Genomic DNA, 13,435 nt, shown 5'->3' with positions numbered 1-13,435 from the left:
GAGGCCCGCCATGGCACTCGACACGCCCTACCGGGCCATCTTCTGCGATCTGCTCACCGACCAGACGCTGGACATCCTGCCGCTGCGCGACGTCCAGTTCGACGACTTCATCGGCAAGTCCGGCTCGCTGTCCGGTACCGTCCCCATCCCCGACAAGGCCATCGCCGAGCGGGTCAAGAAGGTCCGCGAGGGCCGCACCGCCGTCTATCTGGAGCGCGGCGGCGACCTGTGGTGGGGCGGCATCGTCTGGACCACCACCCTGCAGTCCAGCGGCCGGGGCGTGCTGACCCTCGGCATCCAGGCGGCGACCTTCGACTCGTACGCGAGCCGCCGCCGGATCCGTACGGACATCACGTACACCACCCCGACCGACCAGCTGGAGATCGCTCGCCGGCTGTGGCGCGAGCTCGACTCCCAGAACCACCCGGGCGCCCCCGCCGGCGAGGAACCGCGCCGGCTCGGCATCGCCTTCGGCGACGAGACCTCCGGCGTGCTGCGCACGGCGAGCTGGCGGCCCGGCGACGAGACCGTCTACCTGGAGGCACTGAACCAGCTCGCGGGCCTGGAGAACGGGTTCGAGCACCAGATCCTGGTCTACCGCGACCCGGTCAGCGGCGCCCGCGTCAAACAGCTGCGGCTCGGCTGGCCCCGGATCATCACCGGCGCCACCGACCTGCTCTTCGACCGGCCGGGCGTCATCCTGTCGTACTCCTTCCCGTACGACGCGACCCGCGGCGGCACCACCGCCGTGGCCCGCGGCGCGTCCGTGAACTCCAACGCGGCGGCCGAGTCCCGGCCGCTGTTCTCCAGCCAGCAGACCGCCACGGACCTGCTGGTGGACGGCTGGCCGCTGCTCGACCTGTCCTCGGACCACAACGAGATCACCGACCAGCTCACGCTCGACGCGCTGGCGGGCGCGGAGCTGAACCAGGCGCGCGGCGCCGTCGTGATCCCGGAGATCAGCATCCACCTCGGCGGGATCGTCCCGCCGCAGCTCCTGGGCCGCGTCGCGCGCATCCGCATCACCGACGAGTGGTACGCGCAGGGCCTGGACGCCCGCTACCGGATCGTCGGCGTCAAGGTCACCCCGCCGGAGCGCGGCCGGCCCGACACCGCCGACCTCTACCTCGAGGAGGCATGATGCCCCAGCTGCCCGAGGACATCATCGACCGGCTCAACCAGATGGAGAGCCGGCTCAAGGCCCTGTCCACGGCCGTCAACACCCGCCCGGCGCTCAACCAGGTGGCGAGCGGCCAGTTCACGGTCCTGCGCACCAACACCGACCAGAGCACCTCGCCCGTCCTGCTCATGGGCGGCAGCGACCCGAAGGTCACCCGGCCGGTCATCCGCATCTTCGACGGCTACAGCCACGAGATCTTCGCGGACGACATCCTGACCGGCGGCCTCGCCCGGCCCTGGCTGCAGATGCTGCCGCCGATGGACCAGAACCAGGTCCGCTGGCCGCAGACGACGAGCGGCACGTTCACGATGATCGCCCAGTCGTTCAACCCGATGTGGCAGCCGCGGATGCGGCTGACGATGTACACCCGGGCGTCCAGCGGCGCGACGGGCCAGGTGAAGGTCCTCGTCAACGGTACGCAGTTCGGCCCGACGGTCACCGCCGGCTCCACGTACGACTTCACGGGCGCGCTGCCCGGCGCCATCCAGACCAACTTCTCCAAGACCGTCACGGTCGAGATCCACGCCATGGCGACCGGCGGCACGGTCTACGCCCAGCCCGTGATGATGCACGGCATGCAGACCTGACCGCCGCCCGCCACCCGACCATCCGGAGGGACCTCCCATGAACACCGACCCCACCCAGCCCTGGGGCGTGGCGATCGACTACGCGGGACGCGGCCTCGTCACCGAGGGCGGCCACGTCCTGCGCATCCACCTCTACGACAACAGCATCGGCGGCCTGACCGGCCCGGACCCGATCACCGGCGAGTACCCGACGGTGTACGTGGCCGCGCAGCTCACCGAGTCCGGACCGGGCGACGTCGTGCTGCGCGGCGACGGCCTGAGCCTGGTGAACGGCGAGGGCGGCCGGCCGGTCGTGCCCGACCCGACGGCCGTGCCGCGGGCCGTCGAGGCGGCTCTCGCGGACTTCGAAAGCCGCCGCGCCGCGTACGAGGCGCTCTGCGCCACCTGGACCCCGACCCCGCCGACCGAGCCGAGCGAGCCGGCCGAGCCCGCCGACCCGGCCGGCCCCGCCGCGTAACCCCACCCCCGTCACCCACCCCCGTCACCCGCCCGCGTCACCCGCCCCGTGCCCTCCACCCGGCCGGGGCTTTTCCATGCCCATATCCCGCCCGGAGGACCAGATGGCATCCCCCCTCTCCGCGGACCGGTTCGCCGCCGCGCTCCGCGCCGAAGGCGTCACCGTCGTCGAACACGACGGCTGGCGCACCCACAACCGCTCCGGCCACGGGGCCTGGGGCCCGGTGGCCGGTGTGATGATCCACCACACCGTGTCCACCGGCACCGATGGCACGGTCCGGATGTGCCACGACGGCTACGCCGGCCTGCCCGGCCCGCTGTGCCACGGCGTCATCGCCAAGGACGGCACCGTCCACCTGATCGCCAACGGCCGCGCCAACCACGCGGGCGGCGGCGACCCGTCCGTCCTCCAGGCCGTGATCACCGAGACGTACGGCGACCGGCCCCCGGCCCCGCGCGCCCACGAGGGCAGCCCGGGGGCCGTCGACGGCAACGCCCACTTCTACGGCTTCGAGTGCGTCAACCTCGGCGACGGCACCGACCCCTGGCCGGCCGCCCAGCTCGACGCCATCGAACGCGTCTCGGCGGCGCTGTGCCGGGCGCACGACTGGGGGGCCAAGTCCGTGATCGGCCACTCCGAGTGGTCGGACTGGAAGAACGACCCGCGCGGCTTCGGCATGCCGGGCCTGCGCGAGCGCGTCCAGAAACGCCTCGGCAAGGCCCCGGCGCCCAAGCCGGCCGCCCCCGCCACTCCCCCGTCCCCGCGCCTCCAGCCGTTTCCCGGCGCCGCCTTCTTCACGGCGAAGCCGTCGTCCCCCCTCGTCACGGCGATGGGCCGCCGGCTGATGGCCGAGGGCTGCGGCCGCTACCGGGTCGGCCCGGGCCCGCGCTGGACCGAGGCCGACCGCCAGTCGTACGCGGCCTGGCAGCGCAAGCTCGGCTTCACCGGATCCGACGCCGACGGCTGGCCGGGCCGCGCCTCCTGGAACGCGCTGAAGGTCCCGTACTCCGCGTAACGCAAAAGGAGAACCACCCATGTCCGAAGCCGCGAAGCGCACGGCCCGCACCGTGCTGCAGACCGCCGTCGGCATCGCCGTCGTCCTGCCCGGCGCGGTCGACGCCGCCGGGCTGCCCGAGACCCTGCCGTGGGTCGCCGGCGCGCTCGCCGCCGCCGGCGCCCTCACCCGGGTGATGGCGCTGCCCGCCGTCCAGAGTCTGCTGCCGGGCTGGCTGCGCACCGCACCGGGGGCCGCCGATGACCGAGGCTGACCCGAACGACCCGGTCGCCGTCGCCGTGGAACTGGAACGCCTCCGCGGCACCCTCGAAGCCGGCTTCGCCCGCGTCGACGGCTCCCTGGCCCTGCTCGTCCAGCGCAGCGACCAGACCGACAAACAGCTGGCCGACCACGAGTCCCGCCTCGACGCCCTGGAACGCACCCGCTGGCCCCTCCCCTCGATCGCCGCCCTGACGGCGACGGCGGGCCTGGGCCTGGCGCTCTGGGAGATGACCGCCCGCTGAAAACGTCCGAACGGAAGGCCCCACCGACGGTCAGGGGCCGACAACGCCGACCCTCACCCACCTCCCTCCTCCCACCCCGCGGGCGGAAGCACGGCGGACGACGGACGGGAGCGGGGGACGGGGAGGGGGTCGACGTTCGAAACGTAGAGCGTGATTTGTGGCGCGGGACAAGAACCCGCATCCCTCACGGCACCAGCACCGCGCCGTAAATCATGCAGTGCAGAACGCGACCCCCTCCCCGGCCCCCGCGTACCCACCCACACACCTCAGCGAGCCCGCCGCCCCCACGACCGCACCCCCCATCCCCTGAACCCGCACCCCCCCCAAACGCCGCGAGGCGGCACCCCCAAAGGGGCGCCGCCTCGCGGTGTCGCACTACTTACTGGTTGTACGGACCGTAGTCGTAGTCCTCCAGCGGAACGGCCTGGCCGGAGCCCGAGCCGAACGGCGAGTAGTCGATGTCGTCGTAGCCGACGGCCGAGTACATCGCGGCCTTGGCTTCCTCGGTCGGCTCGACCCGGATGTTGCGGTAGCGGGACAGACCCGTACCGGCCGGGATGAGCTTACCGATGATGACGTTCTCCTTGAGGCCGATCAGGGAGTCCGACTTGGCGTTGATCGCCGCGTCGGTCAGGACCCTGGTCGTCTCCTGGAAGGAGGCCGCCGACAGCCACGACTCGGTGGCCAGCGACGCCTTGGTGATACCCATCAGCTGCGGACGGCCGGAGGCCGGGTGGCCGCCTTCCTGGACCACACGACGGTTCTCGGTCTCGAACTTCGAGCGCTCGACGAGCTCGCCCGGCAGGAGCTCCGCGTCGCCGGACTCGATGATCGTCACGCGGCGCAGCATCTGCCGGATGATGATCTCGATGTGCTTGTCGTGGATCGACACGCCCTGCGAGTTGTAGACCTTCTGGACTTCGCCGACCAGGTGGACCTGGACCGCGCGCTGGCCGAGGATGCGCAGCACGTCGTGCGGGTTGGTGGCACCCACGGTGAGCTTCTGGCCCACCTCGACGTGGTCGCCCTCGCCCACGAGCAGACGGGCACGCTTCGAGATCGGGAACGCCGTCTCGTCGGTGCCGTCGTCCGGGGTGACGACGATCTTCTTGGTCTTCTCGGTCTCCTCGATGCGGACGCGACCGGCCGCCTCGGAGATCGGGGCGACACCCTTGGGCTGCCGCGCCTCGAAGAGCTCGACGACACGGGGCAGACCCTGGGTGATGTCGTCACCGGCCACACCACCGGTGTGGAAGGTACGCATCGTCAGCTGGGTACCGGGCTCACCGATGGACTGGGCGGCGATGATGCCGACCGCCTCACCGATGTCGACCAGCTTGCCGGTGGCCAGCGAGCGGCCGTAGCACATGGCGCAGGTGCCGACGGCGGACTCACAGGTCAGGACCGAGCGGGTCTTGACCTCCTCGACGCCCGCGTTGACGAGCTGGTCGATGAGCACGTCACCGAGGTCGACGCCGGCCGGGGCCAGCACCTTGCCGTCGACGACGACGTCCTCGGCGAGGCAGCGCGCGTACACGCTGGTCTCGACGTCCTCGGTCTTGCGCAGCACGCCGGTCTCGTCCTTGCCGGCGATCTTCAGCTTGAGGCCGCGCTCGGTGCCGCAGTCCTCCTCGCGGATGATCACGTCCTGCGAGACGTCCACCAGACGACGGGTCAGGTAACCCGAGTCGGCGGTACGCAGGGCGGTGTCGGCGAGACCCTTACGGGCACCGTGCGTCGAGATGAAGTACTCGAGGACGGACAGACCCTCGCGGAAGGACGCCTTGATCGGACGCGGGATGGTCTCGTTCTTCGCGTTCGACACCAGACCACGCATACCCGCGATCTGCCGCATCTGCATCATGTTTCCTCGGGCACCCGAGTCGACCATCATGAAAATGGGGTTGGTCTTGGGGAAGTTCGCGTTCATCGCCTCGGCGACCTCGTTGGTCGCCTTGGTCCAGATCGCGATGAGCTCCTGCGTGCGCTCTTCCTTGGTGATCAGACCGCGCTCGTACTGCTTCTGGACCTTCTCGTCCTGCGCCTCGTAGCCCGCGACGATGGCCTTCTTGGCCTCGGGGACGACGACGTCGGAGATGGCCACGGTGACACCGGAGCGGGTACCCCAGTAGAAGCCGGCCGCCTTCAGGTTGTCGAGCGTCGCCGCCACGATGACCTTGGGGTAGCGCTCCGCGAGGTCGTTGACGATCTCGCCGAGCTGCTTCTTGCCGACCGAGTAGTCGACGAAGGGGTAGTCCTCGGGCAGCAGCTCGTTGAAGAGCGCACGGCCGAGCGTGGTCTTCAGACGGAAGCTGTCACCCTGCTGCCACTGCGGCTCGCCCTCCTCGGCGACCGGGGGAACCCAGCCGCGCGGCGGAACGGTGCCGATCGGGAAGCGGATGTCGACCGCGGACTGGAGCGCCAGCTCGCCGCCGTCGAAGGCCATGGTCGCCTCGGCCGTGGAGCCGAACGCGCGGCCCTCGCCCTTGGTGTCCCGCAGCTCGCCGTCGGTGGTGAGGAAGAACAGACCGAGGACCATGTCCTGGGTCGGCATCGTCACCGGGCGGCCGTCGGCCGGCTTGAGGATGTTGTTCGAGGACAGCATCAGGATGCGGGCCTCGGCCTGCGCCTCCGCGGAGAGCGGCAGGTGGACGGCCATCTGGTCACCGTCGAAGTCCGCGTTGAACGCGGTGCAGACGAGCGGGTGGATCTGGATGGCCTTGCCCTCGACCAGCTGGGGCTCGAAGGCCTGGATGCCGAGGCGGTGCAGCGTGGGCGCACGGTTCAGCAGAACCGGGTGCTCGGCGATGACCTCTTCGAGGACGTCGTACACGACCGTGCGGCCGCGCTCGACCATCCGCTTCGCCGACTTGATGTTCTGCGCGTGGTTCAGGTCGACCAGGCGCTTCATCACGAACGGCTTGAAGAGCTCGAGCGCCATGGCCTTCGGCAGACCGCACTGGTGCAGCTTGAGCTGCGGGCCGACGACGATGACGGAACGCGCGGAGTAGTCCACACGCTTGCCGAGCAGGTTCTGACGGAATCGACCCTGCTTGCCCTTCAGCATGTCGCTGAGGGACTTCAGCGGACGGTTGCCGGGGCCCGTGACCGGGCGACCGCGACGGCCGTTGTCGAAGAGGGCGTCGACCGCCTCCTGGAGCATCCGCTTCTCGTTGTTCACGATGATCTCGGGGGCACCGAGGTCGAGCAGACGCTTCAGACGGTTGTTGCGGTTGATGACACGGCGGTACAGGTCGTTGAGGTCGGAGGTCGCGAAGCGGCCACCGTCGAGCTGCACCATCGGACGCAGGTCCGGCGGGATGACCGGCACGCAGTCGAGAACCATGCCCTTGGGGCTGTTCGCGGTCTGCAGGAACGCGGAGACGACCTTGAGGCGCTTGAGCGCACGGGTCTTCTTCTGGCCCTTGCCGGTACGGATGATCTCGCGGAGCTTCTCCGCCTCTTCCTCCAGGTCGAAGGACTCGAGGCGCTTCTGCAGCGCCGCGGCGCCCATCGAACCGTCGAAGTACGTGCCGAAGCGGTCACGCAGCTCGCGGTAGAGCAGCTCGTCGCCCTCGAGGTCCTGGACCTTGAGGTTCTTGAAGCGGGCCCAGACCTCGTCGAGGCGGTCGATCTCGCGCTGCGCGCGGTCGCGCAGCTGCTTCATCTCACGCTCGGCGCCCTCGCGCACCTTGCGGCGCACGTCGGCCTTGGCACCCTCGGCCTCGAGCTCGGCCAGGTCGCCCTCGAGCTTCTTGGCGCGGGCCTCCAGGTCGGAGTCGCGACGGTTCTCGATCTGCTGACGCTCGACGGAGACGTGCGCCTCCAGCGAGGGCAGGTCGCGGGTGCGGCGCTCCTCGTCGACGAACGTGATCATGTACGCCGCGAAGTAGATGACCTTCTCGAGGTCCTTCGGGGCGAGGTCGAGCAGGTAGCCAAGGCGCGACGGGACGCCCTTGAAGTACCAGATGTGGGTGACGGGAGCGGCGAGCTCGATGTGGCCCATCCGCTCACGGCGCACCTTGGCGCGGGTGACCTCGACGCCACACCGCTCACAGATGATGCCCTTGAAGCGGACACGCTTGTACTTGCCGCAGTAGCACTCCCAGTCCCGGGTCGGACCGAAGATCTTCTCGCAGAAGAGTCCGTCCTTTTCGGGCTTCAGGGTGCGGTAGTTGATGGTCTCCGGCTTCTTGACCTCGCCGTGGCTCCACTGACGGATGTCGTCAGCGGTGGCCAGACCGATCCGGAGCTCGTCGAAGAAGTTGACGTCGAGCACTATGCGTCAATCCCTCTCAGGGTTGTAAGGCTGTGGGGTCTGATACGGGGGTCTTGGGGCCGGCGGGGGGACCATCGCTGATCCCCCCGCCGGACTCCCGTCAGACCTCTTCGACGCTGCTCGGCTCGCGCCGGGACAGGTCGATGCCGAGCTCCTCCGCTGCGCGGAAGACGTCCTCGTCGGTGTCGCGCATCTCGATGGACATGCCGTCCGAGGACAGCACCTCCACGTTGAGGCACAGGGACTGCATCTCCTTGATGAGCACCTTGAAGGACTCGGGGATGCCGGGCTCAGGGATGTTCTCGCCCTTGACGATGGCCTCGTAGACCTTCACGCGGCCGGTGACGTCGTCGGACTTGATCGTCAGCAGCTCCTGGAGGGCGTACGCGGCGCCGTAAGCCTCCAGCGCCCACACCTCCATCTCACCGAAGCGCTGACCACCGAACTGGGCCTTACCACCCAGCGGCTGCTGGGTGATCATCGAGTACGGGCCGGTCGACCGGGCGTGCAGCTTGTCGTCGACCAGGTGGTGGAGCTTGAGGATGTACATGTAGCCGACCGAGACCGGCTCCGGGAACGGCTCGCCGGAGCGGCCGTCGAACAGGCGCGCCTTACCGGTCGGCAGGACCATGCGGTCGCCGTCGCGGTTCGGGCGGGTGTTCTCGAGCAGACCCGCGAGCTCGTCCTGGCGGGCGCCGTCGAAGACCGGGGTCGCGACGTTCGTCCGCGGGGCGACGTCGTCGGCGCCGATCGCCTGGAGGCGCTTGGCCCACTCCTCGCCGAGGCCGGAGACGTCCCAGCCCTGGCTGGCGAGCCAGCCGAGGTGGATCTCCAGGACCTGTCCCGGGTTCATTCGGGACGGGACACCCAGCGGGTTGAGGATGATGTCGACCGGGGTGCCGTCCTCGAGGAAGGGCATGTCCTCGATCGGGTTGATCTTGGAGATGACACCCTTGTTGCCGTGACGGCCGGCGAGCTTGTCACCGTCGGTGATCTTGCGCTTCTGGGCGACGTAGACGCGGACCAGCTGGTTCACGCCCGGGGGAAGCTCGTCGCCCTCCTCGCGGTCGAAGACGCGGACACCGATGATCTTGCCGACCTCGCCGTGCGGGACCTTGAGCGAGGTGTCACGGACCTCACGGGCCTTCTCGCCGAAGATCGCGCGGAGCAGGCGCTCCTCCGGGGTCAGCTCGGTCTCGCCCTTCGGGGTGACCTTGCCGACCAGGATGTCGCCGGCGACGACCTCGGCACCGATGCGGATGATGCCGCGCTCGTCGAGGTCGGCGAGGACCTCCTCGGAGACGTTCGGGATGTCCCGGGTGATCTCCTCCGGGCCGAGCTTGGTGTCACGGGCGTCGACCTCGTGCTCCTCGATGTGGATCGAGGAGAGGACGTCGTCCTGCACGAGGCGCTGCGACAGGATGATCGCGTCCTCGTAGTTGTGACCCTCCCACGGCATGAACGCCACGAGCAGGTTCTTGCCCAGCGCCATCTCGCCGTTCTCGGTGGCGGGACCGTCGGCGAGGACCTGGCCCTCGATGATCCGGTCGCCCTCGTTGACGACGACCTTCTGGTTGACCGAGGTGCCCTGGTTCGAGCGGGAGAACTTGTGCAGGCGGTACGTGTTGTACGTGCCGTCGTCGTTGGCGACCGTGATGTAGTCCGCGGAGAGCTCCTGGACCACACCGGCCTTGTCGGCCTTGAGCACGTCGCCGGCGTCGGTGGCGCAGCGGTACTCCATGCCGGTGCCGACGAGCGGGGCCTCCGACTTGATGAGCGGAACGGCCTGACGCATCATGTTCGCGCCCATGAGGGCACGGTTGGCGTCGTCGTGCTCGAGGAACGGGATCATGGCGGTCGCGACCGACACCATCTGGCGCGGGGAGACGTCCATGTAGTCGACGTCGGCCGGCGGCACGTAGTCGACCTCGCCGCCGCGGCGGCGGACCAGGACGCGGGGCTCCGTGAACTGGAGCTCCTCGTTCAGGGTCGCGTTCGCCTGGGCGATGACGAAGCGGTCCTCTTCGTCGGCGGTGATGTAGTCGACCTCGTCGGTGACCTGGCCGTCGACGACCTTGCGGTACGGCGTCTCGATGAAGCCGAACGCGTTGACGCGGCCGTACGAGGCGAGCGAACCGATCAGACCGATGTTCGGGCCTTCGGGGGTCTCGATCGGGCACATGCGTCCGTAGTGGGACGGGTGCACGTCTCGGACCTCGAAGCCGGCCCGCTCACGGGACAGACCACCGGGACCCAGCGCCGAGAGACGACGCTTGTGCGTCAGACCCGACAGCGGGTTGTTCTGGTCCATGAACTGCGACAGCTGGCTGGTGCCGAAGAACTCCTTGATGGAGGCGACGACCGGCCGGATGTTGATCAGGGTCTGCGGCGTGATCGCCTCGACGTCCTGGGTGGTCATGCGCTCGCGCACGACGCGCTCCATACGAGCCAGACCCGTGCGGACCTGGTTCTGGATGAGCTCGCCGACGTTGCGCAGACGACGGTTGCCGAAGTGGTCGATGTCGTCGGTCTCGACGACGATCTCCCGGCCGGACTCGCCGATCGTCTCGGTCTCGCCCGCGTGGAGCTTGACCAGGTACTTGATCGTGGCGATGACGTCGTCGGTGGTCAGGACACCGGCGTCCAGCGGCTCGTCGGCCCCGAGCTTCTTGTTGACCTTGTAGCGGCCGACCTTCGCGAGGTCGTAGCGCTTCGGGTTGAAGTACAGGTTCTCGAGCAGCGTCTGGGCGGCCTCGCGCGTCGGCGGCTCGCCCGGACGGAGCTTGCGGTAGATGTCGAGCAGCGCGTCGTCCTGGCCCTGGGTGTGGTCCTTCTCCAGGGTGGCGCGCATGGACTCGTACTCGCCGAACTCCTGCAGGATCTGCTCGGTGGTCCAGCCGAGGGCCTTCAGGAGGACGGTGACGGACTGCTTGCGCTTGCGGTCGATACGGACACCGACCATGTCGCGCTTGTCGATCTCCATCTCCAGCCAGGCACCCCGGGACGGGATGATCTTGGCGGAGAAGATGTCCTTGTCGGACGTCTTGTCGATGGAGGAGTCGAAGTAGACGCCCGGGGAGCGGACGAGCTGCGACACGACGACACGCTCGGTGCCGTTGATGACGAAGGTGCCCTTGTTGGTCATGAGCGGGAAGTCGCCCATGAAGACCGTCTGGGACTTGATCTCGCCGGTCTCGTTGTTCGTGAACTCCGCGGTGACGAAGAGCGGGGCACCGTAGGTGAAGTCCCGGTCCTTGCACTCGTCGATCGAGTTCTTCGGCGGCTCGAAGCGGTGGTCGCGGAAGGTCAGCGACATCGACCCGGAGAAGTCCTCGATCGGGGAGATCTCCTCGAAGATCTCCTCCAGACCGGACTTCCTGGGGACGTCCTGTCCCGACTCGAGGGCGGCCTCGACACGAGCCTTCCAGGCGGCATTGCCGAGCAGCCAGTCGAAGCTCTCGGTCTGGAGCGCGAGGAGGTTCGGAACCTCGAGGGGCTCCTTGATCTTTGCAAAGGAGATGCGCAGCGGGGCGGTGCTGGCACCGTTGTTCATATTGGTCGAGGCGTTGCGCGAGGCGGCCAAGAGGGGGTCCTTCCGAGGGCTCGGACTCACTGCGCGCGTACCGGTCCCCCACGGAGCGACGCGGACGGAAAACCCTGGAATGGTCAAAAGGCCAGGTCAGGGGCTTTCGGCCCACGATGCTGTTGCGAGAGTATGCCCCTGGTGACGGGCAGGGGGCAGCTAACAGGCAGCGCAAAGGGTCAGTGTAGCCACTTGGCCCACTGATGTCCAGGGCGAGTTCTTCGCGACCCTCGTAGTTCTCAACTCCGCGCTACACCTCGCGCCGTACGGCGCACCTCGATACTGCCCAATCGGTCGTCGATCCATGCCTCGGAAACGGATCCTTGTGACGACGCGTCCTGAGAATTGCGCGCTCCGTGCGGTTCGTCAAGGCCCCCGCCTCTGCGCGGCGCACGGCGATGATCACCATACTCCGCTTCCGGAGACCCTCACGACCACCGCCGCGCGTCTCCGGGAACGCCGAAAGGCGACCACCCGTATGGATGATCGCCTTTCGTACCGCCGGCGTTACACGTCAGCGGTGAAGAGTCGCTTCAGCGACGAGAAGTCACTTGACCTCGACGGACGCGCCAGCGGCCTTGAGGGACTCGGCGGCCTTGTCAGCGGCCTCCTTGTTGACCTTCTCCAGGACCGGCTTCGGGGTGCCGTCGACCAGGTCCTTGGCCTCCTTCAGGCCGAGGGAGGTCAGCTCGCGGACGACCTTGATGACCTGGATCTTCTTGTCGCCGGCGCCGGTGAGGATGACGTCGAACTCGTCCTTCTCCTCGACGACCTCGGCGGCACCGCCGGCGACGCCGCCGGCCATCATGACCGGCGCGGCAGCGGCGGCGGTGACGTCGAACTTCTCCTCGAACGCCGAGACGAACTCGGCCAGCTCGATGAGGGTCATCTCCTCGAACTGCGCGAGCAGCTCGTCCTTGGTGAGCTTCGCCATGGTGGGCGATCCTTCCACTAATTCGGCAGGTGCCGGATGTACATGTAAGGCGGGCATGCGTGCGGCCCGCTGCGACCCGCTCCGCCTAGGCGGCGGTACGGATCATTACGCGAGCCGAATTACTCGGCACCGCCCTGCTCGGCCTGCTTGGCGCGCAGCGCGTCCACGGTGCGGACGAGCTTCGTCGGCAGCGCCTGGAAGAGCGAGGCAGCCTGAGACTGCTTGCCCTTGAAGGCACCGGCCAGCTTGCTGAGCAGAACCTCGCGGGACTCGAGGTCCGCAAGCTTCTTGACCTCGTCGGCGCTGAGCGCCTTGCCGTCAAGGACGCCGCCCTTGATGGTGAGGTTGGGGTTCTCCTTGGCGAAGTCACGCAGAGCCTTCGCCGACTCCACCGGGTCACCGGTGATGAAGGCGACCGCGGTCGGACCAGTGAACTGGTCGTCCAGCGCGGTGATCCCGGCCTGGTTGGCCGCAATCTTGGTCAGCGTGTTCTTCACCACGGCGTACTGGGCGTTCTCACCGAGCGAACGACGCAGCGTCTTGAGCTGCGCGACGGAGAGACCCCGGTACTCGGTCAGCACTGCGGCGTTCGAGCTGCGGAACTGGTCCTCCAGCTCGGCCACCGAGGCAGCCTTGTCGGGCCTTGCCATAAGCGTTGGCCTCCTTCCGGGTGATGGGACCGCGCGGAAGGGACTGGACAAAACAAAACGCCCCGGGCGCAGGCGCACGGGGCTCAGCTCGACCGAACCGACGAACGGTTGGGGAACTCATCCACAGTCACCTGCGCGGGTCGTTCGCATCACTCAGCGAATCCTTCGGCCTCCGCACCCTGACGGGCGCAGTGACGACCAGCGGTCTTTGGCTTCCTGGGAAGAGTACGCGACGGGGTCGGCCGGG

The 13,435-nt window shown here is 68.6% G+C and carries 10 protein-coding genes; 6 read left to right on the top strand and 4 right to left on the bottom strand.

Features of this window, described 5'->3' with window-relative positions; all coding sequences use genetic code 11:
• Positions 1 to 10: 10 nt before the first annotated feature.
• The 6 genes from ABZ693_RS02795 to ABZ693_RS02770 all read left to right on the top strand — a co-directional run bounded on the left by ABZ693_RS02795 (position 11) and on the right by ABZ693_RS02770 (position 3,742).
• Positions 11 to 1,141, top strand: coding sequence for a hypothetical protein (locus ABZ693_RS02795; protein ID WP_359872615.1), 1,131 nt, complete (start codon positions 11 to 13; stop codon positions 1,139 to 1,141).
• On the top strand, positions 1,138 to 1,767 hold the full coding sequence (locus tag ABZ693_RS02790; protein ID WP_359872613.1) for a hypothetical protein: 630 nt from the start codon (positions 1,138 to 1,140) through the stop codon (positions 1,765 to 1,767). Before ABZ693_RS02795 ends, ABZ693_RS02790 begins: the two co-directional genes overlap by 4 nt.
• Before the next feature lie 37 nt (positions 1,768 to 1,804).
• Complete coding sequence (locus ABZ693_RS02785) at positions 1,805 to 2,224, top strand: ATP-binding protein (protein ID WP_359872610.1); 420 nt, start codon at positions 1,805 to 1,807, stop codon at positions 2,222 to 2,224.
• A gap of 103 nt (positions 2,225 to 2,327) precedes the next feature.
• Entirely contained in the window at positions 2,328 to 3,239 is a 912-nt protein-coding gene (locus ABZ693_RS02780; protein WP_359872608.1) for a peptidoglycan-binding protein, read from the top strand.
• 19 nt (positions 3,240 to 3,258) lie between these two features.
• Entirely contained in the window at positions 3,259 to 3,492 is a 234-nt protein-coding gene (locus ABZ693_RS02775) for a hypothetical protein (protein ID WP_359872606.1), read from the top strand.
• Positions 3,479 to 3,742 (top strand): hypothetical protein, encoded by a 264-nt coding sequence (locus ABZ693_RS02770; RefSeq protein WP_359872604.1) that lies wholly within the window; start codon positions 3,479 to 3,481, stop codon positions 3,740 to 3,742. Before ABZ693_RS02775 ends, ABZ693_RS02770 begins: the two co-directional genes overlap by 14 nt.
• 379 nt (positions 3,743 to 4,121) lie before the next feature.
• On the opposite strand, the gene ABZ693_RS02765 is transcribed toward ABZ693_RS02770, so the two are convergent.
• The 4 genes from ABZ693_RS02765 to rplJ form a co-directional block, all read right to left on the bottom strand.
• Positions 4,122 to 8,021, bottom strand: coding sequence for a DNA-directed RNA polymerase subunit beta' (locus ABZ693_RS02765; protein ID WP_359872602.1), 3,900 nt, complete (start codon positions 8,019 to 8,021; stop codon positions 4,122 to 4,124).
• Positions 8,022 to 8,121: 100 nt separating this feature from the next.
• Positions 8,122 to 11,604 (bottom strand): DNA-directed RNA polymerase subunit beta, encoded by a 3,483-nt coding sequence (gene rpoB / locus ABZ693_RS02760; protein WP_359872600.1) that lies wholly within the window; start codon positions 11,602 to 11,604, stop codon positions 8,122 to 8,124.
• A 547-nt stretch (positions 11,605 to 12,151) separates the two neighbouring features.
• A complete protein-coding gene (gene rplL, locus ABZ693_RS02755; RefSeq protein WP_359872598.1) occupies positions 12,152 to 12,538 on the bottom strand; it encodes a 50S ribosomal protein L7/L12 in 387 nt (128 codons plus the stop codon).
• A 119-nt stretch (positions 12,539 to 12,657) separates the two neighbouring features.
• The gene (rplJ, locus tag ABZ693_RS02750; RefSeq protein ID WP_359872596.1) at positions 12,658 to 13,188 is read right to left on the bottom strand and encodes a 50S ribosomal protein L10; all 531 of its coding nucleotides are present in this window, start codon (positions 13,186 to 13,188) and stop codon (positions 12,658 to 12,660) included.
• Between the last annotated feature and the right edge of the window lie 247 nt (positions 13,189 to 13,435).

The sequence above is a fragment of the Streptomyces laurentii genome (assembly GCF_040635425.1).
Classification (GTDB): Bacteria; Actinomycetota; Actinomycetes; order Streptomycetales; family Streptomycetaceae; genus Streptomyces; species Streptomyces laurentii.
Note: the sequence above shows the minus strand (reverse complement) of the source record. Positions and strands in the feature narration are given on the sequence as shown.

Excerpts from the sequence above, each read along its gene's own strand:
- ABZ693_RS02790 (WP_359872613.1), top strand. The coding sequence starts at position 1,138 with ATGATGCCCCAGCTGCCCGAGGACATCATCGACCGGCTCAACCAGATG.
- ABZ693_RS02780 (WP_359872608.1), top strand. The coding sequence starts at position 2,328 with ATGGCATCCCCCCTCTCCGCGGACCGGTTCGCCGCCGCGCTCCGCGCC.
- ABZ693_RS02785 (WP_359872610.1), top strand. The coding sequence starts at position 1,805 with ATGAACACCGACCCCACCCAGCCCTGGGGCGTGGCGATCGACTACGCG.
- ABZ693_RS02770 (WP_359872604.1), top strand. The coding sequence starts at position 3,479 with ATGACCGAGGCTGACCCGAACGACCCGGTCGCCGTCGCCGTGGAACTG.
- ABZ693_RS02775 (WP_359872606.1), top strand. The coding sequence starts at position 3,259 with ATGTCCGAAGCCGCGAAGCGCACGGCCCGCACCGTGCTGCAGACCGCC.
- ABZ693_RS02795 (WP_359872615.1), top strand. The coding sequence starts at position 11 with ATGGCACTCGACACGCCCTACCGGGCCATCTTCTGCGATCTGCTCACC.
- rplL (WP_359872598.1), bottom strand. The coding sequence starts at position 12,538 with ATGGCGAAGCTCACCAAGGACGAGCTGCTCGCGCAGTTCGAGGAGATG.
- rplJ (WP_359872596.1), bottom strand. The coding sequence starts at position 13,188 with ATGGCAAGGCCCGACAAGGCTGCCTCGGTGGCCGAGCTGGAGGACCAG.